This window comes from Faunimonas sp. B44 (assembly GCF_052655945.1).
Genome location: NZ_JBQYEX010000004.1, coordinates 451,791 through 474,107, shown reverse-complemented (window position 1 = coordinate 474,107; position 22,317 = coordinate 451,791). Strand labels below are relative to the sequence as shown.

Annotated in this window: 23 protein-coding genes; 12 read left to right on the top strand and 11 right to left on the bottom strand. The window is 68.4% G+C overall.

Going from position 1 to position 22,317, the window contains the following annotated elements; translation table 11 throughout:
• The 5 genes from ACUN0C_RS11215 to ACUN0C_RS11195 form a co-directional block, all read right to left on the bottom strand.
• Positions 1–1,347 carry a hypothetical protein gene (locus ACUN0C_RS11215; protein WP_445466438.1) on the bottom strand — a complete coding sequence of 449 codons (1,347 nt, stop codon included), beginning with the start codon at positions 1,345–1,347 and terminating at the stop codon, positions 1–3.
• 394 nt (positions 1,348–1,741) lie between these two features.
• Positions 1,742–2,029, bottom strand: coding sequence for an HlyU family transcriptional regulator (locus ACUN0C_RS11210; protein WP_445466437.1), 288 nt, complete (start codon positions 2,027–2,029; stop codon positions 1,742–1,744).
• Positions 2,029–4,005 carry an RNA polymerase sigma factor RpoD gene (gene rpoD / locus ACUN0C_RS11205; RefSeq protein WP_445466436.1) on the bottom strand — a complete coding sequence of 659 codons (1,977 nt, stop codon included), beginning with the start codon at positions 4,003–4,005 and terminating at the stop codon, positions 2,029–2,031. Before rpoD ends, ACUN0C_RS11210 begins: the two co-directional genes overlap by 1 nt.
• Positions 4,006–4,179: 174 nt before the next feature.
• Positions 4,180–6,099: a DNA primase gene (gene dnaG, locus ACUN0C_RS11200; protein WP_445466435.1), complete on the bottom strand. Its 1,920-nt coding sequence runs from the start codon at positions 6,097–6,099 to the stop codon at positions 4,180–4,182.
• 109 nt (positions 6,100–6,208) lie between these two features.
• Positions 6,209–6,658, bottom strand: a complete 450-nt coding sequence (locus tag ACUN0C_RS11195; protein WP_445466434.1) for a GatB/YqeY domain-containing protein — start codon at positions 6,656–6,658, stop codon at positions 6,209–6,211.
• Positions 6,659–6,898: 240 nt separating this feature from the next.
• Here ACUN0C_RS11195 and carA point away from each other — a divergent pair, with 240 nt between their 5' ends.
• A complete protein-coding gene (carA, locus tag ACUN0C_RS11190; protein ID WP_445466433.1) occupies positions 6,899–8,122 on the top strand; it encodes a glutamine-hydrolyzing carbamoyl-phosphate synthase small subunit in 1,224 nt (407 codons plus the stop codon).
• A 46-nt stretch (positions 8,123–8,168) separates the two neighbouring features.
• Here carA and ACUN0C_RS11185 read toward each other — a convergent pair whose 3' ends face one another.
• Positions 8,169–8,618 (bottom strand): outer membrane protein assembly factor BamE, encoded by a 450-nt coding sequence (locus ACUN0C_RS11185; protein ID WP_445466432.1) that lies wholly within the window; start codon positions 8,616–8,618, stop codon positions 8,169–8,171.
• 99 nt (positions 8,619–8,717) lie between these two features.
• On the opposite strand from ACUN0C_RS11185, the gene ACUN0C_RS11180 reads away from it, so the two are divergent.
• From ACUN0C_RS11180 to ACUN0C_RS11165, 4 genes are read left to right on the top strand one after another with little or no spacing between them, the layout of a single operon-like run.
• The gene (locus ACUN0C_RS11180; RefSeq protein WP_445466431.1) at positions 8,718–9,269 is read left to right on the top strand and encodes a ubiquinol-cytochrome C chaperone family protein; all 552 of its coding nucleotides are present in this window, start codon (positions 8,718–8,720) and stop codon (positions 9,267–9,269) included.
• Complete coding sequence (locus tag ACUN0C_RS11175; protein ID WP_445466430.1) at positions 9,266–9,796, top strand: YceD family protein; 531 nt, start codon at positions 9,266–9,268, stop codon at positions 9,794–9,796. Before ACUN0C_RS11180 ends, ACUN0C_RS11175 begins: the two co-directional genes overlap by 4 nt.
• Positions 9,793–10,515 (top strand): VWA domain-containing protein, encoded by a 723-nt coding sequence (locus tag ACUN0C_RS11170; protein ID WP_445466429.1) that lies wholly within the window; start codon positions 9,793–9,795, stop codon positions 10,513–10,515. Before ACUN0C_RS11175 ends, ACUN0C_RS11170 begins: the two co-directional genes overlap by 4 nt.
• Positions 10,512–11,201, top strand: coding sequence for a DnaJ domain-containing protein (locus ACUN0C_RS11165; RefSeq protein WP_445466428.1), 690 nt, complete (start codon positions 10,512–10,514; stop codon positions 11,199–11,201). Before ACUN0C_RS11170 ends, ACUN0C_RS11165 begins: the two co-directional genes overlap by 4 nt.
• Positions 11,202–11,207: 6 nt before the next feature.
• On the opposite strand, the gene ACUN0C_RS11160 is transcribed toward ACUN0C_RS11165, so the two are convergent.
• Positions 11,208–12,695 (bottom strand): D-alanyl-D-alanine carboxypeptidase, encoded by a 1,488-nt coding sequence (locus ACUN0C_RS11160; RefSeq protein WP_445466427.1) that lies wholly within the window; start codon positions 12,693–12,695, stop codon positions 11,208–11,210.
• Positions 12,696–12,966: 271 nt separating this feature from the next.
• On the opposite strand from ACUN0C_RS11160, the gene ACUN0C_RS11155 reads away from it, so the two are divergent.
• From ACUN0C_RS11155 to ACUN0C_RS11130, 6 genes are all read left to right on the top strand, one after another.
• Positions 12,967–13,293 carry a phasin family protein gene (locus tag ACUN0C_RS11155; RefSeq protein WP_445466426.1) on the top strand — a complete coding sequence of 109 codons (327 nt, stop codon included), beginning with the start codon at positions 12,967–12,969 and terminating at the stop codon, positions 13,291–13,293.
• Positions 13,294–13,471: 178 nt separating this feature from the next.
• Positions 13,472–13,807: an ATP-dependent Clp protease adapter ClpS gene (clpS, locus tag ACUN0C_RS11150; protein ID WP_445466425.1), complete on the top strand. Its 336-nt coding sequence runs from the start codon at positions 13,472–13,474 to the stop codon at positions 13,805–13,807.
• 18 nt (positions 13,808–13,825) lie between these two features.
• Complete coding sequence (clpA, locus tag ACUN0C_RS11145; protein WP_445466424.1) at positions 13,826–16,231, top strand: ATP-dependent Clp protease ATP-binding subunit ClpA; 2,406 nt, start codon at positions 13,826–13,828, stop codon at positions 16,229–16,231.
• A gap of 73 nt (positions 16,232–16,304) precedes the next feature.
• Positions 16,305–17,033, top strand: a complete 729-nt coding sequence (locus tag ACUN0C_RS11140) for an AzlC family ABC transporter permease (protein WP_445466423.1) — start codon at positions 16,305–16,307, stop codon at positions 17,031–17,033.
• Positions 17,030–17,386: an AzlD domain-containing protein gene (locus ACUN0C_RS11135; RefSeq protein ID WP_445466422.1), complete on the top strand. Its 357-nt coding sequence runs from the start codon at positions 17,030–17,032 to the stop codon at positions 17,384–17,386. The genes ACUN0C_RS11140 and ACUN0C_RS11135 overlap by 4 nt, the downstream gene beginning before the upstream one ends.
• Positions 17,387–17,445: 59 nt before the next feature.
• Entirely contained in the window at positions 17,446–18,411 is a 966-nt protein-coding gene (locus tag ACUN0C_RS11130; protein ID WP_445466421.1) for a phosphatase PAP2 family protein, read from the top strand.
• On the opposite strand, the gene ACUN0C_RS11125 is transcribed toward ACUN0C_RS11130, so the two are convergent.
• From ACUN0C_RS11125 to ACUN0C_RS11110, 4 genes are read right to left on the bottom strand one after another with little or no spacing between them, the layout of a single operon-like run.
• Entirely contained in the window at positions 18,408–18,848 is a 441-nt protein-coding gene (locus ACUN0C_RS11125) for an HIT family protein (RefSeq protein ID WP_445466420.1), read from the bottom strand. The two genes, ACUN0C_RS11130 and ACUN0C_RS11125, sit on opposite strands and share 4 nt — an antisense overlap.
• A 29-nt stretch (positions 18,849–18,877) precedes the next feature.
• Complete coding sequence (locus tag ACUN0C_RS11120; protein WP_445466419.1) at positions 18,878–20,110, bottom strand: GNAT family N-acetyltransferase; 1,233 nt, start codon at positions 20,108–20,110, stop codon at positions 18,878–18,880.
• A gap of 55 nt (positions 20,111–20,165) precedes the next feature.
• Positions 20,166–20,882 (bottom strand): glycerophosphodiester phosphodiesterase family protein, encoded by a 717-nt coding sequence (locus ACUN0C_RS11115; RefSeq protein WP_445466418.1) that lies wholly within the window; start codon positions 20,880–20,882, stop codon positions 20,166–20,168.
• A complete protein-coding gene (locus ACUN0C_RS11110; RefSeq protein WP_445466417.1) occupies positions 20,879–21,346 on the bottom strand; it encodes a RidA family protein in 468 nt (155 codons plus the stop codon). The genes ACUN0C_RS11115 and ACUN0C_RS11110 overlap by 4 nt, the downstream gene beginning before the upstream one ends.
• A gap of 134 nt (positions 21,347–21,480) precedes the next feature.
• Here ACUN0C_RS11110 and ACUN0C_RS11105 point away from each other — a divergent pair, with 134 nt between their 5' ends.
• On the top strand, positions 21,481–22,317 hold the full coding sequence (locus ACUN0C_RS11105) for a cell envelope integrity EipB family protein (RefSeq protein ID WP_445466416.1): 837 nt from the start codon (positions 21,481–21,483) through the stop codon (positions 22,315–22,317).

Here is a 22,317-nt window from a genome sequence, read left to right as displayed (position 1 = left end):
TCACAGCCGGCAGATCGCAATCGTGTTGCCGTTGCTATAAGGGGAATAAATTCGCAGCGACCACTCGGAACTGAAGTTGACTCCGACCTTTCGCGTCATGGTCGGAATCTTTGAACAAAACCGGAGCGCCTCCACCGTGCTCATATCGATGGATAAATCTACTGTAGATCCCCAGACTGACACGTCGCATGGCTTACTTAACAGCCCGATCGCGTCGAAAGCCCTGCACAGCGCAAAGGCATTGTAGACGTCTTTATCGGACGCATTGACTGTGTGGTCTTTCCGGCGCGGTTGTCGCGGAGGCGGTCCGTTGATGCTAACGGTCATCGCTCCGCGCACCACAGCACCAGCCTCGGTGTTCTGGATCAGCGGCCCAGTGAGCCTTTCGCCTTGCTCTCCGGTAACCTTACGGACACTATCTGATTGGACGGCAGGCGCAGGCATCAGCACTTCGACCGAATAATTGCCGCCCGGAAGGTCGTCGCCGGTCCACAAAAACGGTCCGGCCTCGAAGTGACCGCCAGCGACATTCACCTTCTCCTCCGCCCTGTATTCTATATCCTCGCGGCTCACCATGATGAGCAATTCCGTGCCATCCGGCAGATTGGTGTCACCTCTGATGGTGGGACGGTTTCCGCCAACAACGGTTACTCTGATCCTGGCCTGCAACTCGCCATGCTCTCTCGACTGAATCTGCTGGCCACCGTTACCGCCAACAGCGTCAGCCTCACCTGGTCTGAACCAGACGTTAAACATCTGGGTGCCCACGTTTCCGCATGTGACGAAGAACACCGGGTCTCCGGGCGCGCTCCGCGATGGTGACTTGGCTACCGAGGCTGTATCGATCGTTGTACAGCCAGGCCGTTCGTTGACAATGCGGTTTACGATCTGGAGGATTTGGGGCTTGAATGCAGATGTATCCTCGTCCCAGATGAAGTCTTCCTCTTTGTAGACTCGCTCTCCTGACGCTGTACGTTCGATCTCGCGGAGGGTTGTATCTGGAACCCATCCTCTCACATGCGTAAGCCACTCAGGGGAAACGATTTGCACCAAGGTCCAATCCCTGTCGACGCACAGCCTCCGAACCGTCGTTGAGTTATCGATCCGGTGATACACCGTTGATCGTAGAGCCTCCGAGGCTTTCACGTTCTTGATTCTTCCGGCGTTCTCAGAGGGGCTGCTTCGGACATCGTAGTCGCCCGACACCGCAACTACATCACCGATAGTCTGGCCGCCATCGCAAGCGGTTGCCGCCGATCGTGGTGTTGCCTTTCTGTTCTCATCAGAGCCGCTGATTGACCATGCGAACAGCAAGAATAACCCGATTGTGATCAGCCATTTCTTCACGGCTGTGCCCTCGGTATCTCATTGGAACAGTATAGCCCGCCAAAGTTGCAGTGAGGTTACCAGAGCAACCAGGATTGTAGCGGTATGCATGACGTTCCGCTGCCTGCTTAATGAGTCCACTGTGCCAACTCGCCGTTGCCACAGAGGAGACGGATACCGGCGCGGGCTTCGCTGCCTTTCATGCATGGGGTATGAACGGCCATAATCGGTGGCCAAGCGAGCATCTGGCTAAGGATTCTCGAAGGGCTTTCGGCGTGATCGCCAATCCTCTGGCATCAATCCGCAGTCCGATCATCCGCGCCCACCGGCAGACGGCGGGCGGAAGGATACGGGTGGTTCGGATCACGCGATCAGCCGTCCTAAGGCAGGACACCCGTTGTCATGGGTCCAGCACTCAGTCCCCGAACAGGCGCTCGCCGAGCTCGTCGATCATCTTCTTCGCCTTGCGGATGGCGAAGTCGGCCGCCTCCTCCTCGGTCATGAGGACGTCGGCGCGGATGAGGTGGTGCGCCTTCGTCTCGCCGCCGACCTCCTTGCTGATCGTGGCGGCGAGGCGGAACTGGCCGTTCTCGGGGATCGGGGCAGCGGCGATGTGGAAGCCCTTGTAGGTCTCCTCCGCCGCGACCCTCGGCTCGGGCGGGGCGGGCGGCGCCCCGCCGAACAGGCGCTTCAGGAAGGACATCAGCTGTCCAGGAAGCTGCGGAGCTTGCGCGAGCGGCTCGGATGCTTGAGCTTCCTGAGCGCCTTCGCCTCGATCTGGCGGATGCGCTCGCGCGTCACCGAGAATTGCTGGCCGACCTCCTCGAGCGTGTGGTCGGTGTTCATGCCGATGCCGAAGCGCATCCTCAGCACGCGCTCCTCGCGTGGGGTCAGCGAGGCGAGCACGCGCGTCGTCGTCTCGCGGAGGTTCGACTGGATTGCGGCGTCGATCGGCAGGATCGCGTTCTTGTCCTCGATGAAGTCGCCGAGATGGCTGTCCTCCTCGTCGCCGATCGGCGTCTCAAGGCTGATCGGCTCCTTGGCGATCTTCAGGACCTTGCGGACCTTCTCGAGCGGCATCTGGAGCTTTTCGGCAAGCTCCTCCGGCGTCGGCTCGCGGCCGATCTCGTGCAGCATCTGGCGCGAGGTCCGCACGATCTTGTTGATCGTCTCGATCATGTGGACCGGGATGCGGATGGTGCGGGCCTGGTCGGCGATCGAGCGCGTGATCGCCTGCCGGATCCACCAGGTGGCGTAGGTCGAGAACTTGTAGCCGCGGCGGTACTCGAACTTGTCGACCGCCTTCATCAGGCCGATGTTGCCCTCCTGGATGAGGTCCAGGAACTGCAGGCCGCGGTTCGTGTATTTCTTGGCGATCGAGATCACGAGCCGGAGGTTCGCCTCCACCATCTCCTTCTTGGCCTGCCGCGCCTCGCGCTCGCCCTTCTGGACCTTGAGCACGATGTCGCGGAACTCCTTGATCTGGAGCCCGGTGGCGGCGGCCAGTTCGTGGATGTCGGAGCGGATCGTCTGGATATGGTCGCGTTCGGCGTTGCAGAAGTCGCGCCAGCCGGGCGAGGTGAGGCGCGCCACGCGGCGCGTCCACTGCGGGTCTAGCTCGCAGCCGCGGTAATGGGCGAGGAATTCCTGGCGGTCGACGCCATAGCTCTCGCCGAGGCGCATCAGCTTGGCCTCGTAGGAGATCAGGCGCTTGTTGATGTCGTAGAGCTGCTCGACGAGCGAATCGATGCGGTTCTGGTTGAGCGAGAGGCTCTTCACGTCCGCGATCACCTCCTCGCGGAGCTTGCGGTAGCGCTTCTCCTCGTTCGGCGAGAGGGTTCGGCTCTGCAGCGCCTCCTGGACCATCTGGTCCTGCAGCTTCCTGAGCCGGCGATAGGCGTCGGCGATGCGGTCGAAGGTCTCCACCACCTTCGGCTTGATCTCGGCCTCCATCGCGGCGAGCGAGACGTTCGATTCGAACTCGTCGTCGTCGTCGCCGTCGGGGTTCTCGGGCGGCGGCGGCGGCTCGGCCTCCTCGGCTTCCGCCGGCGCCGCGGTCTGGTCCGCGTCGGGGCCGGAATAGGTCGCCTCGAGGTCGATGATGTCGCGCAGCAGGACGTCGCCGTTGTTCAGCTCGTCGCGCCAGATGATGATCGCCTGGAAGGTGAGGGGGCTCTCGCACAGGCCGGCGATCATCGCCTCGCGTCCGGCCTCGATGCGCTTGGCGATGGCGATCTCGCCCTCGCGGGAGAGCAGCTCGACGGAGCCCATCTCGCGCAGATACATGCGCACCGGGTCGTCCGTGCGGTCGGTCGGCTCGCGCGTCTTGGTCTTCTTGGCGAGCGCGGTGCTGCTGGCCTCGACGAGGTCGCGGGACTCCTCCTCGTCGCTTTCCTCCTCGGCGGCCTCCGGCTCCGCCTCCTCCGCCTCGTCGGATTCCACCACATTGATGCCCATGTCGGAGAGCATCGACATGGTGTCCTCGATCTGCTCGGAGGTGACCTCCTCGGACGGCAGCACCGCATTCAGCTCGTCGACCGTCACGTAGCCGCGCTTCTTGGCCTCCTTGATCATCCGCTTGACGGCGGCGTCGGAGAGGTCGAGCAGGGGACCGTCCTGGCTCTGCGGCTCCTGGACCTGCTCCTTGGTCTCGGCGGTGTTCGGTGCGTTAGCTGCCATGCGTAAGAGTCTCCCGAGCCCGCGATGCCCGCCGCAGGCCGAGTCTGATGTGTCGTTCGTCGCGACGACGGTAGCGCGACGCTCCTGAAGAGCGCATTAACCACGCCGCCGGCGCGGTGTGCGGCGAGGCCGGCGCGCCCGTCATCACCGGTTCAATCCGTCATCCGGCCCGCCTCACGGCCTTTTGAAGGGATGGGGAACCCCATACTCCTCCGGGTCGTCTTGACCGTCCGGATGAAGATTGCGCAAGTCCTGCTCCTGGATATCGCGCAGCCGTTCCAGATGGAAGTCGCTCGTCTCGCGGGCGAGAGCCATTGCGGCTGCTTGCCGCTCGATAGATAGAGAGGCCGCGCGCTGCCGCAAGTGCGCGGCGTCATCCCATATCCGGGCGGCCCTGGCCGCGTCTCCGGCCGGGCCCACCGCGTTCAGGCCGCTCTCCCTGAGCTTCTCGAGCACCGCGGCGATCGCCGCGCCATGCCCTTCCAGCTCCAGGCGCTGGCGAAGCGTCCCGAAGCCTGCGTCGGGGGCTTCCCCGAGCGCCGCCGAAAGCGCGGCTGAAAGCGCATCGAGCGCGCGCGAGCCGAAGCGCTGGCGGGCGAGCGTCTCGAGCCGGTCGGCCGCGATCTCCGGATGGCAGAGCAGGCCGCCGATGAGGACCGCCTCGCCGATGTTCGGACCGGCGGCGCGGCCGTTGGCGCGCTTCACCATCCGATGGGACAGGAGGCTCGCGGACGGACCTTCCGGCGCCTGCCGGACCGTGCGGGCGTTCCGCGCGTCCCGGGCCATCCGGGGATAGGCCGGCGCCCTGACGCTTCCGAACGCGGCCGCCGCCTTCTCGCGGACCGCCGTCTCGTAGTGCCGGCGCACGTCGGAATCGCCGATCTTCGCGACGGCGTCCTTCAGGGCCCGTTCGACGCCGGCCCTGCGCTCCGGCGTATCGAGGGTCTGGCCGTAGACGGCGCGGTCCCAGAGCATGTCGACGAGCGGGCGGGCCGTGTCGATCGCCTGGCGGAACGCCGCCGCGCCCTCGCTCCGTATCAGGTCGTCCGGGTCCTGGCCGTCGGGGAGCAGGGCGAAGCGCAGGCTGCGGCCGGGCCCGAGATGCGGCAGGGCCGTGTCGATCGCCCGGAAGGCCGCCTTCAGCCCGGCACCGTCGCCGTCGAAGCAGAGAACCGGCTCCTCCGCCATCTGCCAGAGGCGGCGCAACTGGTCCTCGGTCAGCGCCGTGCCGAGCGGAGCGACGGCCGCCTCGAACCCTGCCGAGACGCAGGCGATCACGTCGACATAGCCCTCGACCGCGATCACCTGGCCACTCCGGCGCGAGGCGATGCGGGCGGCCTGCCCGTTATAGAGGACTTCGCCCTTGTGGAAGAGCGGCGTCTCCGGCGAGTTGAGGTACTTCGCCTGCGCGTCGGCGGAGAGCGCGCGCCCGCCGAAGGCGATCACGCGGCCGCGCAGGTCCGCGATCGGGAACATCACGCGGTCGCGGAAGCGGTCGAACGAGACGGGGATGTCGGGGCCCGCGACGAGGAGGCCGGCCTCGATCATCTGGTCCTGGCCGATGCCGGCGGATGCGAGATGCTCCTTGAGCGCGCTGCGGGAGGCCGGCGCGTAGCCGATCCGGAAGCGCTGCTGCAGCTCCGGGCCGAGGCCGCGCTCGCGGAGGTAGGCGCGCGCCCGCCCGCCCTCCCTCTGCTGCAGGGCCGCCTGATAGAAGAGGGCCGCCTTCTCGAGCACGTCGAAGAGGCTCGCGCGCGCCTCCTCGCGTTTCTCGGCGCCGGCATCCTGGGGCGGCATCGGCAGTCCCGCCAGCTCCGCGAGCTGCGCGACGGCCTCCGGGAAGCGCAGACCCTCCGCCTCGACCAGGAACGTGAAGTGGTCGCCCGAGGCGCCGCACCCGAAGCAATGGTAGCGCCCCTTGCGATTGTCGGCGTGGAACGAGGGCGTCTTCTCGCCGTGGAATGGGCAGCAGGCCCAGTAGTCGCCCCGGCCGGGATTGGACTTGCGCTTGTCCCAGGCGACGCGCCGCCCGACCACCTCGGCGATCGGGATGCGCTCGCGAATCGCGTCCAGGAAATGCGGGGGAAAGCGCATGGCCGTCATTCCGGCCGGCGCGGCGACGCTGTCAAGGCATCATCGGCCGCGGCCGGCGGATCGCCGTGCAATCCACAGCGCGGGCTGCGGCCGCGTCCCGCCGCCGCGCCTACTTCAGGATGTCCTTGACCACGGCGCTCGCCTTGGCGAAGTCCATCTGCCCGGGATAGCGCTCCTTCAGCACGCCCATGCAGCGGCCCATGTCGCGCAGGCCGGCAGCGCCCACCTCGCCGACGATCTTGCGGCAGACGGTCTTCACCTCGTCCTCGCCCATCTGCTTCGGCAGGAAGCTGCAGATCACCTTCATTTCGTCGCGCTCGCGATCGGCCAGGTCGAGGCGGCCCGCCTCGTCGTAGAGGCGGGAGGATTCCTCGCGCTGCCGGATCATCTTGGCGAGGATGCCGAGGATCTCCTCGTCGGTGACGCCGTCGCGGCCCTTGCCGCGCGCCTCGATGTCGCGGTCCTTGATGGCTGCGGTGATCAGCCTCAGGGTCGCGACGCGAGTCTTGTCGCGGTCCCGCATGGCCGTCTTCAGAGCGTCGTTGAACGTCTCGCGCATCGAATACCCCGTGGTGGCATCGGCCGGCGGGCGTTGCCGCCCGCGCCACCTTGTCGTCATGAATCCGTGGAAAAGAGTCCGGCCGCGTATGATCGGCCGAGCGATCTGCTTGCGTTGACGAGTCCCGCGCCGGTCACTACGTTCCCGCCGCTGCCTGCTGCAGCGCACAAGCAAACATCATATAGGGATCGCCCGGCGGACCGCAACATCGCGGCCGGCGACGGTCCGCGACGAGGCATCATGACCAGCACGGCCCCCTGGAGCGAGCCAGTTTCGACCGCCCTCATCGTGTTCGCCGACGGCACGATCGTCGAAGGCACCGGCGTCGGACTGATCGGCACGGCGACGGGCGAGGTCTGCTTCAACACCGCCATGACCGGCTACGAGGAGATCCTCACCGATCCCTCCTATGCCGGCCAGATCATCACCTTCACCTTTCCGCATGTCGGCAATGTCGGCACCAACGAGGACGACATCGAGACGGTGAACATGGCGCAGGCCTCCGGGGTGAGGGGCTGCATCCTGCGCGCCGACATCACCGAGCCGTCCAACTGGCGTGCCACCCGCCATTTCGACCAATGGCTGAAGGCGCGCGGGATCGTCGGGATCGCCGGCGTCGACACGCGCGCGCTGACCGCGCTCATCCGCGACCGGGGCATGCCGAACGCCGTCATCGCGCACGATCCGAAGGGGAACTTCGACCGCGAGGCGCTGAAGCGGGAGGCGGCCGGCCTCCGCTCGATGGCCGGCCTCGACCTCGTGCCGGACGTCACCGCCGGCCAGACCTTCACCTGGGACGAGACCGCCTGGCAGGACGGCTCCGGCTACGGACGGCGGGACACGGCGCAGTTCCACGTCGTCGCGGTCGATTACGGGATCAAGCGGAACATCCTCCGGCTGCTTGCGAGCCAGGGCTGCCGGATCACGGTGCTGCCGGCGAGCGCCACGGGGGAGGAGGTCCTCGCCCACAATCCGGACGGCGTGTTCCTGTCGAACGGCCCGGGCGATCCGGCCGAGACCGGGAAATACGCGGTGCCGGCGATCCGGGAGGTGGTCGAGGCCGGGGTCCCGACCTTCGGCATCTGCCTCGGCCACCAGATGCTGGGCCTCGCGCTCGGCGGACGCACGACGAAGATGGGACAGGGCCATCACGGCGCGAACCACCCGGTGAAGGACTTCACCACGGGCAAGGTCGAGATCACGTCCATGAATCACGGCTTCGCGCTCGACCGCGACAGCCTGCCCGCCGAGGTGGAGGAGACGCACGTCTCGCTCTTCGACGGCTCGAACTGCGGCATCCGCCTGAAAGACAAGCCGGTGTTCTCGGTGCAGTACCACCCCGAGGCCTCGCCCGGGCCGCGCGACAGCCACTACCTGTTCGCGCGCTTCGTCGACCTGATGCGGGCGCGGAAGGAAGCCGGCGCGGGCGAAGCGCCCGAAGAGGCAGAGACGGCCGCCGGCTGAAACCCGGCGCGCTGCGCGCACCGGGCGGGCGGCATCCTTCGCCCGATCAGATCGGACTGAAGCGGCCGACGCCGGAGAGAAGCTGGCCGATGAAGGAGAAATCCTGGCCGGAGGTCGGCGTCGTCTGCGTCACGAAGTCGAAGACCCTGCCGTCCTTCATGCCGTAATTCGCGATCTGCCGCACCTGCTGGTTCTCGTCGAAGTAGACGGCGAGGACCCGCTGGTCGACGACCCGGGGATTCATGAACGCCACCGGGCGCTCGGTGACCTGGGAGATGTAGTAGAACACCTCTCCGCTGAAGTTCGCGGTCGTGGAGGGCGTGCCGAGGGCGACCAGGACCTGTTCGCGCGGCGCTCCGACGGGGACCTGTTCGATCGCGGTCTCCGACACGATATAACCGCGATGGAACGTTTCCCCGATGCAGCCGGAAAGCAGCGTTGCGGCGAGGAGCGCGGCGGCGGCCGCCGCCCCTGCAGGACGGAACATGGAATTCATGATCACCCTTTCTTTGCCGCGTTGCTAGCGGCGCCCGTGTTCCTTGGCAATGGTGCGACAGAGCTTGGCGTTTTCGGCCGGACGATGCAGAAGCGAGGCATGTTGAGCTTCCTGACCCGCGGCCGCGCCGAACGCGAGGCCGGCGAGCGCATCTATGCCGCGATCGTGGCCGCGTCGCGTCGGCCGGTGTTCTACGAGCAGCTGGGCGTGGCGGACACCGTGAGCGGGCGGTTCGAGATGCTCGCCGTCCATTTCTATCCTGTGGTGCACCGGCTGATGTACGTGCCCGAGGGCGATCCCGGGCTGGCGCGGCGGGTCTCGGAGATCTTCGTCACGGACATGGACGACGCGCAGCGCGCGCTGGGCATCGCCGACCTCAAGGTGCCGAAGCGGATGAAGAGCCTCTACGGCGCGTTCGCCGGCCGGCTCACCGCCTATCGCGACGCGCTGGCCGAAGGGGGCGGCGCGGTGGAACGCGCGCTCGCGCGAAACGTCTTCCCGGAGGGCGCGGCAAGCGGCGCGGCGGAGGCGCTCGCCGGCTATCTCGCGGCGGCGGTGGGCCAGTTCGAGGCGGCCAGCGTGGCGGAGCTCCGGGCGGGCAGGCTGCCATACCCGGAGCCCATCTTTCCAGAGGAGGGAGGAGCGTCATGAGCGGGATCCCGTTCTCCCATTCCGTGCCCGTGCGGGACATTCCGCCGGGCGGCAAGTTCGTGCACCTCGAGGCCGGTCCGGAGGAGCGGACGGCGCTCGCCGAGGCGCTCGGCATTCCCGCCGTCGAGGCGCTGGAAGCCGAACTCGAGCTGCGGCCGGTCCGCGGCCGGGCGATCAGCGTCCGCGGCGCTGTGCGCGGCCGGGTCGTGCAGACCTGCGTCGTGACGCTCGAGCCGGTCACGCAGGAGGTGCTGGAGCCGGTCGAGGTGGAACTCGTCGAGGAGGAGCGCGGCGCGCGCCGCGAGCGCAAGCAGGAGATCTACGTCGACGCCTTCGAGACCGACGTGCCGGACCTCTACAGCAACGGCCGCATCGATCTCGGCGTGATCGCCAGCGAGCACCTGGCGCTCGGGCTCGACCCCTATCCGCGCGCCGAGGGCATCGGCTTCGCGGACCATGTCGAGGCCGCGCCGGAGGCCGAGAGATCGCCGTTCGCCGCGCTTCGCGCGCTCAAGACCGAGAAATGAGCAGCAAGAACGCCAGACCGCCCGCGCCGACCGGTTCCGGCGTGCCGGAGCACGCCGCCGCGGACAGCGAGGTCGATGCCTTCCTGAAGCGCGCGGCCGCGCTCGCCCCGGTATCGGGTGCGGCCCGCGGTCGCCTCATCTTCGCCCTCGACGCGACCATGAGCCGCCAGCCGACATGGGACCTCGCCTGCGAGCTCCAGGCCGGCATGTTCGACGCGGCCGGCTCGGTCGGCGGGCTCGCTGTGCAGCTCGTCTACTTCCGCGGGTTCGGCGAGTGCCAGGCGTCGCGCTGGGTCGCCGACACGCGGGCGCTGCGCGACCTCATGGTGAGAATCGACTGCCGCGGCGGCCACACCCAGATCCGGAAGGTGCTCGCCCATGTCCGGCGCGAGGCCGAGAAGCGCCCGGTCGCAGCACTCGCCTATGTCGGCGACGCGATGGAGGAGAACCCCGACGACCTGGCGGCCCTCGCCGGCGAACTGGGCCTGCTCGGCGTGCGCGCCTTCATGTTCCAGGAAGGCAGGGACCCGGCCGCGGAACGGACCTTCCGCGAGATCGCGCGGCTGACGAACGGCGCGCATCTCCGGTTCGACGCGGCCTCGGCCGGCAAGCTCTCGTCCCTGCTGGCGGCGGTCGCGACCTATGCCGCGGGCGGGCTGAAGGCGCTCCGGTCGTCGCGCGTGGAGGGGGCGCAGCAGCTGCTCGCCCATCTGAAGTGATCCGGATCCTCCTGATCGTCGCGCTGTTCGCGGCGGTGCTCGTCTTTGCGGGCCGGTACTTCCTCAACACGCCCCCGGCGGGGCTCGCCCGGGCGCTGAAGCGGACGACGGGGCTCGCTCTGATCGCCGGCGCGCTCGTGCTCGCCTATCTGCGGCAATTCGCCGTGGCGCTCCCGATGGGAATGGCCGGCTTCGCGCTGCTGCGCCGCGTCGCCTGGAGCGGCGGGTCGGGTGCCGGATCCTCCGGCGTCCGTTCCGGCACGCTGGAGATGACGCTCGACCACGACACCGGCGAGATGGACGGCAAGGTGCTGTCCGGCCGCTACGAGGGCAGGATGCTGTCGGAACTCGCGCTCGCGGAACTCCTCGTCCTCGCCGAGGAGCTGCAAGGCGACGCGCAGTCGCTACGGCTCCTTGAAGCTTATCTCGACCGCGCGCATCCCGGCTGGCGAGAGGACGTCGAGGCGGACCGGGCGCGGCGGGCTGGTCCGGCGCCGGGCGCGGGCGGCATGAGCGCGGATGAGGCCCATCAGATCCTTGGGCTTGAGAAGGGCGCCGGGGAAGCGGAGATCCGGGAGGCGCACCGCCGGCTGATGAAACAGGTCCATCCCGACCGGGGCGGCAGCGCCGCTCTGGCCGCCCAGATCAACGAGGCCAAGGACAGGCTCCTGCGGAAACATCGCTGACCCCGCTCAGTTCGGGACAGCCAGGCAGTCGAAGGACTTGCGCTTCAACTGCGTGCAGGCCTTGCGGGCGTCGTCCTTGCCGTCGAAGCCGGCGAAGCGGGCGCGGTAGAGCGTGGTGCCGCCGGCATCCACGGCAATGGTGAACGGCTCGAGGCGGGCCACGACGTCGCCGGCCGCGCTGCTGGCCTTGGACAGGAGCGCGTCGGCGCCTTCGCGGCTCGGGACGGCGCCGATCTGGATCTGCCAGCCGGAGCGCGAGGCCGGCGCCGCCTCGGCGGGAGCGGCGACCACTGCCTGCCGGGCCCTCGGCGGCTGGTGCGACTTCGCCTGGGCGAGCTCGGCAAGGCGCGCGATCGGGTCGTCGGCGCGCTCATGCGCCGGCGCATAGGCGAGCTGGGCGACCTCCTGCGCGGCGAGGATCCGGGCGGCGATCGGGTCGGCGCCCTCCGGCGCGGGCCGCGCCGCCGGCTTTGCGGCCGAAGCCATGGCGGCGATCGCCACCGGCGCGTCACCGACAGCCTCCTCGCCGGCCGGCCGGCCGATCTCGGCCGATGCGAGCGTGGCGGCGGGGGTGTAGCCCGGCCGGACACGCGGCAGGGGCGCGCCGCTGATGTGGCTGGTGTCGGCGACGAGCAGCGGCGCGGTGCGCTTGCCGGGATTGGCGCCCGGCAGATAGGTCGCGATCAGCTCCTTCATGTGCGCGTTGCGGCTGGCGCCGGTCTGGCCGCCCATGACGACGGCGACGATCTTGCGGTTGCCGCGCTGCACCGAGGTGACGAGATTGAAGCCGGAGGCGCGCGTGTAGCCGGTCTTGATCCCCTCCACGCCCTCGACTGTCCCGAGCAGGCGGTTGGTGTTGCGGTAGGTCGCCTTGCCGTAGCTGAAGGTGCGCGTGCCGAAATAGGCGAAGTAGCGGGGGAAGCGGTCCTGCAGGGCGCGGCCGAGCGTGGCCATGTCGCGGGCGGTGGTGGTCTGCTGGGGATTGGGCAGGCCGTGCGGGTTCCTGAAGGTGGTGCGGTCCATGCCGATCGCGCGGGCGGTGCGCGTCATGCGCCGGGCGAAGGCGTCGACGGAGCCCTCGATGTTCTCCGCGATGACCACGGCGATGTCGTTGGCGGACTTCACGGCGAGCGCCTTGATGGCGTCATCGACCCGGATGGTGCGGCCGGCCGGGATGCCGAGCTTGGACGGTGCCTGCGCGGCGGCGTTGGCGGAGACCTGGAGCGGCGTGTTCACGCCCATCCGCCCGGCCTCCATCTCCTCGAACAGGATGTAGAGCGTCATCATCTTCGTCAGCGACGCGGGAAACCGCAGGTCGTCGGCATTGCGGGCGAAGAGGGTCTCGCCGGTCTTGGCATCGACCACCAGCGCCGCATAGCGCTCGTTGGCCGATGCCGGGGCGGCGGCCGCCATGACGAGGCCCAGCAGCAGGGCCATGACGGCGGCAAGCGGATGACGGCGGCCGGACTGCGGGAACGGGATGGACTTGTACACGAACTACCCCACTCGGTCGGGCTGTGCCCGGTTCGCCGGGACGGCTTGGCCCCGGGCTCGTTGGCATTTGGCGAAAGCTACGTTCATCGTCGTTACCAGACGGTAAAACGGCACGGTTAACGTGGCGCCTCCGCCGGATGGCCGCCTGCGTCGGCCCGGTATGTTGCACTGCAAAAATGTGCTTGCATTATGTTGCAGTGCACATATATTCCCCTACGGAAGCGCGGCACGCGCACGATTTCACGTTTGGGCGAGCAGAGGGATGCGAGCGATGATCAACGGATTGGACGACATTCAGAAGGTCGGCAAAGAGAACATGACGAAGTCGATCGAGAGCTTCGGCGCGGTCTCCAAGGGCCTGCAGACGATCGCGGTCGAGACCGCGGACTACACCAAGAAGGCGTACGAAGAGGGCGCGGCCCACCTCGAGCGCCTGATGGGCACCAAGAGCCTCGAGGGCGCGTTCGAGGCGCAGTCGACGTACCTGAAGAGCTCGTACGAGTCGGCCGTCAGCCAGGCCAACCGCATGGGCGAGCTCTATCTCGGCCTCGCCAAGGAGGCGATGAAGCCGTTCGAGGGTTATTTTCCGGCGAAGTGAATTCGGTTCCATCGCGATCTGAAAGGGCGCCCGGTCCATCGGCCGGGCGCCTTTTCGATTCCGGGGGTGGCCATTTGAAGGCAAGGGATTCCCCTTCGCCGCGAAGCCTGACATTCTGATCCGACGCACCTACATATCGCAGGCGAGAGGCGGCTGTTCGCGGTAGCGGATTGGTGGAATGGCGAGGGACACGCGGAAGGGTGACGAGGGCAAGACGGGCAGCGGAACGGCTGTCGTCACCAAGACGCAGCCCAAGGCCAAGCGACCCAATCTCTATCGGGTCCTGCTCCTCAACGACGACTACACTCCCATGGAGTTCGTCGTGCACGTCCTGATGCGCTTCTTCCAGAAGAGCCAGGACGACGCCACGCGGATCATGCTCCACGTCCACAACCACGGCGTGGGCGAATGCGGCGTCTACACGTACGAAATCGCCGAGACCAAGGTGACCCAGGTGATGGATTTCGCCCGCAAGCATCAACATCCGCTTCAGTGCGTTATGGAGAAGAATTAGCCCGAGAGGTCAGAGGCCGTGCCATCTTTTTCCCGCTCCCTCGAATTGGCGCTACATCGCGCGCTCGGCTATGCCAATGAGCGCGACCAGGAGTTCGCGACGCTCGAGCACCTCCTCCTCGCCCTGACGGAGGACAAGGACGCATCCGCCGTCATGCGCGCCTGCAACGTCGACCTGGAGCGCCTGCGGACGGACATCACCGAATACATCGACACCGAGCTCTCGAACCTCGTCGGCGAGGACGGCGAGGACGCGAAGCCGACCGCCGGCTTCCAGCGCGTGATCCAGCGCGCGGTCATCCACGTGCAGTCTTCCGGGCGCGAGGAGGTGACGGGCGCCAACGTGCTCGTCGCCATGTTCGCGGAGCGGGAGAGCCACGCGGCATATTTCCTGCAGGAGCAGGACATGACCCGCTATGATGCGGTAAATTACATCTCGCACGGAATCGCCAAGCGGCCGGGCGCGGAAGAGGTCCGGGGCGCGCGCGGCGCCCGGGAAGAGGGGCAGGAGCAGGAAGAGAGCGAAGCGAGTTCGGGGAAGGAGAGCGCGCTGGAAGCCTGGTGCATCAACCTCAACCAGAAGGCCCGGGCCGGCAAGATCGACCCGCTGATCGGCCGCGAACCCGAATTGCGCCGCACGATCCAGGTGCTGTGCCGCCGCTCCAAGAACAACCCGCTCTATGTCGGCGATCCCGGCGTCGGCAAGACCGCCATCGCCGAGGGCCTCGCCAAGAAGATCGTCGAGGGCGACGTCCCGGACGTCTTGCGCGGCTGCACCATCTTCGCGCTGGACATGGGCGCGCTGCTCGCCGGCACGCGCTACCGCGGCGATTTCGAGGAGCGGCTGAAGCAGGTCATCAAGGAGATCGAGGCGCACGAGGGCGCCATCATGTTCATCGACGAGATCCACACTGTGATCGGCGCCGGCGCGACCTCCGGCGGCGCGATGGACGCCTCCAACCTGCTGAAGCCGGCGCTCGCCTCCGGAACGCTGCGCTGCATCGGCTCCACGACCTACAAGGAGTACCGGCAGTTCTTCGAGAAGGACCGGGCGCTGGTGCGGCGGTTCCAGAAGATCGACGTCAATGAGCCGTCGATCCCGGACACGGTCGACATCCTGCAGGGCCTGAAGCCCTATTTCGAGGACCACCACAAGGTGCGCTACACGAACGACGCGATCCGCACCGCCGTGGAGCTTTCGGCGCGCTACATCAACGACCGCAAGCTTCCCGACAAGGCGATCGACGTCATCGACGAATCCGGCGCGTCGCAGATGCTCCTGCCGGAGAGCCGCCGCAAGAAGACGATCGGCGTCAAGGACATCGAGGCGACGGTGGCGACCATGGCGCGCATCCCGCCGAAGTCGGTCTCCAAGGACGACGCCGAGGTGCTCGTCCATCTCGACCGCAACCTGAAGCGGGTGGTGTTCGGGCAGGACAAGGCGATCGAGGCGCTCGCCTCGGCCATCAAGCTCGCCCGCGCCGGCCTGCGCGAGCCGGAGAAGCCGATCGGCAACTACCTGTTCTCCGGCCCGACGGGCGTCGGCAAGACCGAGGTGGCGCGCCAGCTGGCCAGCCTTCTCGGGGTGCGGCTCCTGCGCTTCGACATGTCGGAATACATGGAGCGGCACACCGTCTCGCGGCTGATCGGCGCGCCGCCGGGCTATGTCGGGTTCGACCAGGGCGGCCTGCTGACCGACGGCGTCGACCAGACCCCGCATTGCGTGCTGCTCCTCGACGAGATCGAGAAGGCGCATCCGGATCTGTTCAACATCCTCCTGCAGATCATGGATCACGGCAAGCTGACCGACCACAACGGCAAGCAGGTCGATTTCCGCAACGTGATCCTGATCATGACGACCAATGCGGGGGCCGCGGAGCTCGCCAAGTCGGCGATCGGGTTCGGCCATTCGCGCCGCCAGGGCGACGACGAGGAGGCGATCAACCGGCTGTTCACGCCCGAGTTCCGCAACCGGCTGGACGCGATCATCCCGTTCGGCGCGCTGCCGCCGGAGGTCGTTCACGACGTCGTCCAGAAGTTCGTCCTGCAGCTGGAGGCCCAGCTCGCCGACCGCGGCGTGACCTTCGCGCTCGACGAGCCGGCGGTCGCGTGGCTGGCTGAGCGCGGCTATGACGAGCGCATGGGCGCACGCCCGCTCGCCCGCCTGATCCAGGAGGAGATCAAGAAGCCGCTCGCCGAGGAGGTCCTGTTCGGGAAGCTCCAGAAGGGCGGCGTGGTGAAGGTCTCCGTGGAGGAGAAGGAAGACGGCAGCCGCGCCCTGAAGCTCGAGGCGATCCCGGACGAGGGCGCCGCCAAGCCGCCGCGGCCGCCGAAGAGCGACCGCCCGGCCCGGCGCAGCCCGCCTTCACCCGGCACGCCGCCCCGCGGCGGCGGCTCGGTGCCGCGGGTGCCCCTGAAGGCCTGATACGAAGGCGCGGCGGAACGCCACCGCCGCGCCGCCCCTTCTTTCCGGCCGGCGTCCCGACTAAAGGTCTGCCATGGCCTTCGACCCCTTCTCCGACGTGCCCGCGCGTCGCTGGTTCCTGCGCGGGACGCGCATCCTCGTCTCGACACCCGGGCTGATCCTGATGTCGTCCTTCATCGGCTTCGGGGCGCTCTGCCGCGAATCCGGGCTGACGCTCATGCAGTCGGTGTTCATCACCTGGACCATGTGGGCGCTGCCCGGCCAGGTGATCCTGGTGGGAGCGGTCGCCGCGGGCGCGACGCTGCCTGCGGTGGCGCTCGCCGTGACGCTCTCCTCCGTACGCTTCGCCCCGATGGTCGCCGCCTGGGTGCCCCTCATGCAGCCGGAGCGCACGGCCGGCTGGAAACTCCTCCTGCTCTCGCACTTCGTCGCGGTCACGTCCTGGGTCGTCGCCCTCGTCCGCCTGCCGGAAATGCCGAAGGAGGCGCGCGTCCCGTTCTTCGCGGGAATGGGCGTCACGCTGACGGTCGCGAACACCATCATCACGGCGGTCAGCTACAACCTGTCCGGCCAGCTGCCGCCGCTTCTCGCAGGGGCGCTGTTCTTCCTCACGCCGATCTACTTCCTGACCTCCATGACGGCCGCCTCGAAGATCGTGGCGGAGCGCCTCGCCCTGCTGTTCGGCCTCGTGTCGGGACCGGTGTTCCACTATTATCAGGTGCCGCTCGGGCTGGTCTGGTCGGGTCTGCTCGCGGGGACGCTCGCCTTTCTCGCCCATCTGGCGCGGCGGCGGGCGACATGAACCTCGCCTTCGACGGCATCGACGCGCCGTGGTGGCCGTTCCTCTTCATCCTGCTCGGCGGGTGGCTCGCGACCGACATCTGGCGGTGGATCGGGGTCCTGGCGGGGTCGCGGATGGCGGGCGATTCGCTGGCGCTCGTCTGGGTGAGGGCGACGGCGACAGGGCTGGTGGCGGGTGTGATCGGGCAGTTGCTGCTCTTCCCGTCGGGCGCGCTCGCCGGGGCGCCGGTCGAGCTGCGCATCGCGGCCGCGGCGATCGGCTGGCTGGCCTTCCGGCTCGCCGGCAACGTCATCGCGCTCGGGGTCGCCGCCGCCGAAGCCGTGCTGCTGGGCGGCTGGCTGCTCGTCGGCTGAGTTTACCCGGTCTTCACGTGCCGCCGCGTAAAGCTGCGGGCGAACGCGGAGGACGCACATTGGACCGCGAAGACCGAATCAAGACGGCGATCGTCGCATCGGTGCTGGCGCTCGATGCGGCGGGCATGGCGGCGCTCGGACTCCGCTTCGACTGGGCGAGCGCATGGAAGGTCCTCGTCGCCTGGCCGGTCCTGATGGCGCTCGGCTGGTTCTACATGGCATGGCGGAAGGACCCGCCGGTCGCCCATCTGATGCGGGAGACCGGCCATCTCGCCGCCTTCACCGCCGCGGCCGCGATGCTCAGCTATCTCGCCACGGCCAGCGACCGGCCGCTCATCGACGGCGCGCTCGTCGCCTTCGACCGGCTGATGGGGTTCGACTGGCTTGCCTACGTCGCCTTCGTCAACGAGCGGGACTGGCTCGGACGCGTCTCGTCGCTGCTCTACATCTCGACCCTGCCGCAGGTCGCACTGGCGGCCATCCTGCTCCCGGTCCTCGGCATGAGCGAGCGGGCGCGGGAGCTCGTGCTCGCCGTGATGATCGGCGCGCTCATCGCGATCCTCGTCTCGGCGATCCTGCCGAGCGCGGGCGCTCTCGCCCATTTCCGGCCCGATCCGGAATTCTACGCCCGCAGCGCACCGATCGTGGACCTCGCCTACAAGGGCGAGTTCTTCCGGATGCGCGCGCTGGAGATCCCGGTGCTTTCGCTCGACGGGGCGAAAGGGCTGATCGCCTTCCCCTCCTACCACGTCACGCTGTCGGTGCTGATCGCGCTGGCTTTCCGCGGCCGGCCGTTCCTGTTCTGGCCGCTGCTCGCGCTCAACACCGGCGTCATCCTGTCGACGCCCGTCGACGGCGGGCACCACCTCGTCGACGGCTTGGCCGGCGCGGCGGTCGCCGTCGTCTCGCTCCGTCTCGCGATCCGCATCCGGCGCGCCATCCACCGGCCCGCCCTCGCCGCCGCGCCGCCTGCCGGGGCGGCGGAAGGCGCGCAGCAGGCGGCCGCCGCCCGGGCTATCGTCTAGGCAAGCCCGCCCAGCACGGCGCGTATCCGGTCGGCCTGCTCCGCCAGCGCGTTCACGTCGGCCATCTTTCCGGTGTGCGGCTTCAGCCCGATCCCCTCGAAGCGGGGGATGACGTGGACGTGGGTGTGGAACACCACCTGCCCGCCGGCCGGCTCGTTGAACTGCTGGATGGTCACCCCGTCCGCGTCGAAGGCCTTCACAACGGCCCGCGCCACGCGCTGGACGGCGTGGAAGAGGTTGGCGAGGTCATGGGCGCCGATGTCGAGGATGTTGCGCGACGGCGCCTTCGGGATCACGAGCGTGTGGCCGTCGCCGCGCGGCATGATGTCCATGATGGCGATCGCGTGCTCATCCTCGTAGACGCGGTGCGCGTGAAGCTCACCGCGCATGATCTTCGCGAACACGTTCTGCTCGTCGTAGCCCGGGCTGCTCGTCATCATCTCCCTCCGTCGGCCATTGAACGGTTTCAGCTCGCCTCGTCGCGGTCAAGGCGCCCGCCGCGGCGGAACGGGGCATGCTCGGCGAGGATGCGACCGTGGAGCGCGACCTCGCGGCGCTCCTCCTCGAGGTAATTGGCGACCGCGCGCCTCAGCCCCGGATGGGCGATGTAGTGCGCGGAATAGGTGGCGGTGGGCAGGTAGCCGCGGGCGAGCTTGTGGGCGCCCTGCGCGCCCGCCTCGACCCGGGCGAGGCCGTGTGCGAGCGCATAGTCGATGGCCTGGTAGTAGCAGAGCTCGAAGTGCAGGAACGGCCGGTCCTCGGTGCAGCCCCAGTAGCGGCCGTAGAGCGTGTCGGTGCCGACCAGATTGAGCGCGCCGGCGATGTAGCGGCCGTTCCGGCGCGCGAGCACGAGAAGCACGCGATCGGCCATGCGGTCTCCCAGCAGCGAAAAGAAGCGGCGGTTGAGGTAGGGGCGCCCCCACTTCCGCGAGCCGGTGTCCATGTAGAACGCGAAGAAGGCGTCCCAGTGCGCTTCGGTGAGATCGCGCCCGGTCACCCATTCGACCGTGACGCCCTCGGCCAAGGCATCACGCCGCTCCTTCCGCAAGGCCTTGCGCTTGCGGGAGGCGAGCGCGTCGAGGAACCCGTCGAAATCGCCGTAGCCCTCGTCCTGCCAGTGGAACTGCTGGTCGGTGCGCTGGAGGAAGCCGAGCGACCCGGCGAGCCGCCATTCCGCTTCCGTGACGAAGGTCATGTGGGCGGAGGAGAAATCGCTCCGCCGCACCAGCTCGACGAGCGCCGCGGCGAGCTGCGCCCGGCGCTCGTCGCAGTCCTCGCCGGCCCGCACGAGAAGGCGCGGGCCCGGAACGGGGGTGAAGGGCACGCTCACCTGGAGCTTCGGGTAGTACTGCCCGCCGGCGCGCTCGAAGGCGTCCGCCCAGCCGTAGTCGAAGACGTATTCCCCCTGCGAATGCGACTTCGCATAGCAGGGCGCCACGGCGGCGATCCGGCCGCCGGCCCGCAGCGCGAGGTGGCGCGGCAACCAGCCGGTGCGCGCCGACACGCAGCCGGCCTCCTCGAGCGCATCGAGGAAATCCCAGGTGAGGAACGGGTTGTACGGCCGGAGCGGAGGCGGAGCGCCCTGATCGCCGCCCCAGCCCGGATTGGCGCACGCATCCCATTCGGCGCGCGGGATGTCCTTGATCCCGGACATCACGCTCACGGAAACGTCCGGCCCTGCGGTCTCGCGCGTGCTCATCGGGTCCAAGTTAGGTGCTGCCGGATGCCGAGCAAGCCGCCATGCGGGCGCACGATCAGGGCCGGAAACCTTCGAAGGTGATCTGGTCGCTCCAGCGGCGTGCCTTCTCCATCTCGTCGGGCGCGCGGATCGTCCAGGAGACGAGCGGGAGGCCGAGGACACGGCGGGCGAAGAGCGGCGCGAGGGTGGGCAGGTCGTCGTAGGCGTAGGAGACGAAGTGGACGTGCTCGCCGAGGATGGTGCGGAGGTGACCGAGCGCCGCCCGGTAGTCGCCCTCCGCGGTCAGGCCCCGCGGCAGCAGCGGTGCGGCCTGCCGGAGGTCCGCGATCAGAGCGGGCTCGAAGGACATCGCGGCGACCGGGCCCTCGTAGTGCTTCAGCCGCTCCGCGACCGCGGCGGCGAATCCGGCGTCGCGCCCCGGCACGCTCTTCAGTTCGACGAGGAGCGGCACCCGGCCGTGGACCACGGCGAGGACGTGGTCGAGGGTGGGGACCGTCTCGGAGGACCCGAGGATCGACAGGCGTGCGAGTTCGTCGACGCCGTGGTCACGAACGCTGCCGCGCCGCCCCGTCAGGCGCTCGAGATCGTCGTCGTGGAAGACCACCGGGATGCCGTCGGCGGCCGGATGGACGTCGCACTCGATCGCGTAATCGTGCGAGATCGCCGCGCGAAAGGCGGTGATCGTGTTCTCGGGCCGCCCCGCCGCGAGATCGTGGAGGCCGCGATGCGCGATCGGCCGTTCGGTGAGCCAGCGCAGCCGGCCTCGTCTCATGGCGCGACGGCGATGACCGCCTCGACTTCCACGGCCGCGTCGAGCGGCAGCGCCGACATGCCGACGGCGGCGCGGGCATGCCGGCCGGCATCCCCGAGCACCTCCACCAAGAGGTCCGAGGCGCCGTTGGCGACCACGTGCTGCTCGACGAAGTCCGGGACGGAGGCCACGAAGACGCCGATCCGCACGATTGCGCGGACGCGCTCCAGGTCGCCGAGAGCCGCTTGCGCCTGCGCGAGGATGTTGACGGCGCAGAGGCGGGCGGCGCGCCTGCCGTCCTCCACGGAAACCGATTCCCCGAGCTTGCCCCGGACCGCGACCTTGCCCTCGCTGAGCGGCAATTGGCCGGACACGAACAGGAGGTCGCCCTGAAGCGACCAGGGCAGGTAGTTCGCGACCGGTGCGGCGAGCGCCGGCAATACGATGCCCAGCCGCCCGAGTCGGTCGGCGATCGTCTCGGCCATGTCGGTCCTCCTCAGCCCGCAGGCACAATAATAGTGGAAACTGCCCGCCATCAATGGCGTTGGAGGGATGGTTGAGGTTCCCTGATTTCGGTAGCCGCCGCGCTTTCGCCGCAGTTCCGAAAGGAGATGCAGCCATGACCTCGCATCGCATGCTTCGCCTTGCCGCCCTTCCGCTCGTGTTCGTCCTCGGCGCCGCCGGGCCGCAATCGGCGCCGCGGCTTCCAGACGCACCCGTCCCGCACCGCGCCGTCTACCGGATCGGGCTCGACCACGCCAAGCAGACCTCGGGCATCACCGAGGCCGACGGCCGCATGGTGTTCGAGATCAACGGCTCGGCGTGCGAGGGCTTCACCATGAGCCAGCGCCTCGTCGTCCGGCTCGCCGATTCGGAGGGAAGCGAGAAGCTCCTCGACTTCCGGGTCTCGACCTTCGAGACGGGCACGGGAGACATGTTCCGCTTCCTGTCGCGCACCTACGTCAACCAGGAGCTGGTCGAGGACGTGAACGGCGTGGCGAGCCGGACCGGGCCCGACATCGAGGTGAAGCTGCAGAACCCGCCGGGCAAGACGGTGAAGCTTGCCACGGCCACGCTCTTCCCGAGCCAGCACCTCAACGCGATCCTGTCGGCCGCCCGCCAGGAGCAGCAGTTCCTGAGCGCCGAGATCTACGAAGGCGGCGGCGAGAACGACGGCGCCGACACGGCGACCGCCGTCATCGGGCCCGCGCAGGCGACGGCGAGCGAGGAGGGGCTCACGAGAGGGCTCCGGTCATGGCCCGTCTCCGTCGCCTATTTCAATGCCGGCGAGAAGGCGGAGGCGAAGGGCCTCGGCGAGGAAGTTCCGGCCTACCAGATCAGTTTCCGGCTGTTCGAGAACGGCGTGACGCAGAATCTCGTCATGGACTACGGCGACTACGCGCTTTCGGGAACGCTCGACCGGCTGGAGCCGCTCGAAAGGCCGAAATGCGAGTGA

Excerpts from the sequence above, each read along its gene's own strand:
- ACUN0C_RS11210 (WP_445466437.1), bottom strand. The coding sequence starts at position 2,029 with ATGTCCTTCCTGAAGCGCCTGTTCGGCGGGGCGCCGCCCGCCCCGCCC.
- rpoD (WP_445466436.1), bottom strand. The coding sequence starts at position 4,005 with ATGGCAGCTAACGCACCGAACACCGCCGAGACCAAGGAGCAGGTCCAG.
- dnaG (WP_445466435.1), bottom strand. The coding sequence starts at position 6,099 with ATGCGCTTTCCCCCGCATTTCCTGGACGCGATTCGCGAGCGCATCCCG.
- ACUN0C_RS11195 (WP_445466434.1), bottom strand. The coding sequence starts at position 6,658 with ATGCGCGAGACGTTCAACGACGCTCTGAAGACGGCCATGCGGGACCGC.
- carA (WP_445466433.1), top strand. The coding sequence starts at position 6,899 with ATGACCAGCACGGCCCCCTGGAGCGAGCCAGTTTCGACCGCCCTCATC.
- ACUN0C_RS11185 (WP_445466432.1), bottom strand. The coding sequence starts at position 8,618 with ATGAATTCCATGTTCCGTCCTGCAGGGGCGGCGGCCGCCGCCGCGCTC.
- ACUN0C_RS11180 (WP_445466431.1), top strand. The coding sequence starts at position 8,718 with ATGTTGAGCTTCCTGACCCGCGGCCGCGCCGAACGCGAGGCCGGCGAG.
- ACUN0C_RS11175 (WP_445466430.1), top strand. The coding sequence starts at position 9,266 with ATGAGCGGGATCCCGTTCTCCCATTCCGTGCCCGTGCGGGACATTCCG.
- ACUN0C_RS11170 (WP_445466429.1), top strand. The coding sequence starts at position 9,793 with ATGAGCAGCAAGAACGCCAGACCGCCCGCGCCGACCGGTTCCGGCGTG.
- ACUN0C_RS11155 (WP_445466426.1), top strand. The coding sequence starts at position 12,967 with ATGATCAACGGATTGGACGACATTCAGAAGGTCGGCAAAGAGAACATG.
- clpS (WP_445466425.1), top strand. The coding sequence starts at position 13,472 with ATGGCGAGGGACACGCGGAAGGGTGACGAGGGCAAGACGGGCAGCGGA.
- ACUN0C_RS11140 (WP_445466423.1), top strand. The coding sequence starts at position 16,305 with ATGGCCTTCGACCCCTTCTCCGACGTGCCCGCGCGTCGCTGGTTCCTG.
- ACUN0C_RS11135 (WP_445466422.1), top strand. The coding sequence starts at position 17,030 with ATGAACCTCGCCTTCGACGGCATCGACGCGCCGTGGTGGCCGTTCCTC.
- ACUN0C_RS11125 (WP_445466420.1), bottom strand. The coding sequence starts at position 18,848 with ATGACGAGCAGCCCGGGCTACGACGAGCAGAACGTGTTCGCGAAGATC.
- ACUN0C_RS11120 (WP_445466419.1), bottom strand. The coding sequence starts at position 20,110 with ATGAGCACGCGCGAGACCGCAGGGCCGGACGTTTCCGTGAGCGTGATG.
- ACUN0C_RS11115 (WP_445466418.1), bottom strand. The coding sequence starts at position 20,882 with ATGAGACGAGGCCGGCTGCGCTGGCTCACCGAACGGCCGATCGCGCAT.
- ACUN0C_RS11110 (WP_445466417.1), bottom strand. The coding sequence starts at position 21,346 with ATGGCCGAGACGATCGCCGACCGACTCGGGCGGCTGGGCATCGTATTG.
- ACUN0C_RS11105 (WP_445466416.1), top strand. The coding sequence starts at position 21,481 with ATGACCTCGCATCGCATGCTTCGCCTTGCCGCCCTTCCGCTCGTGTTC.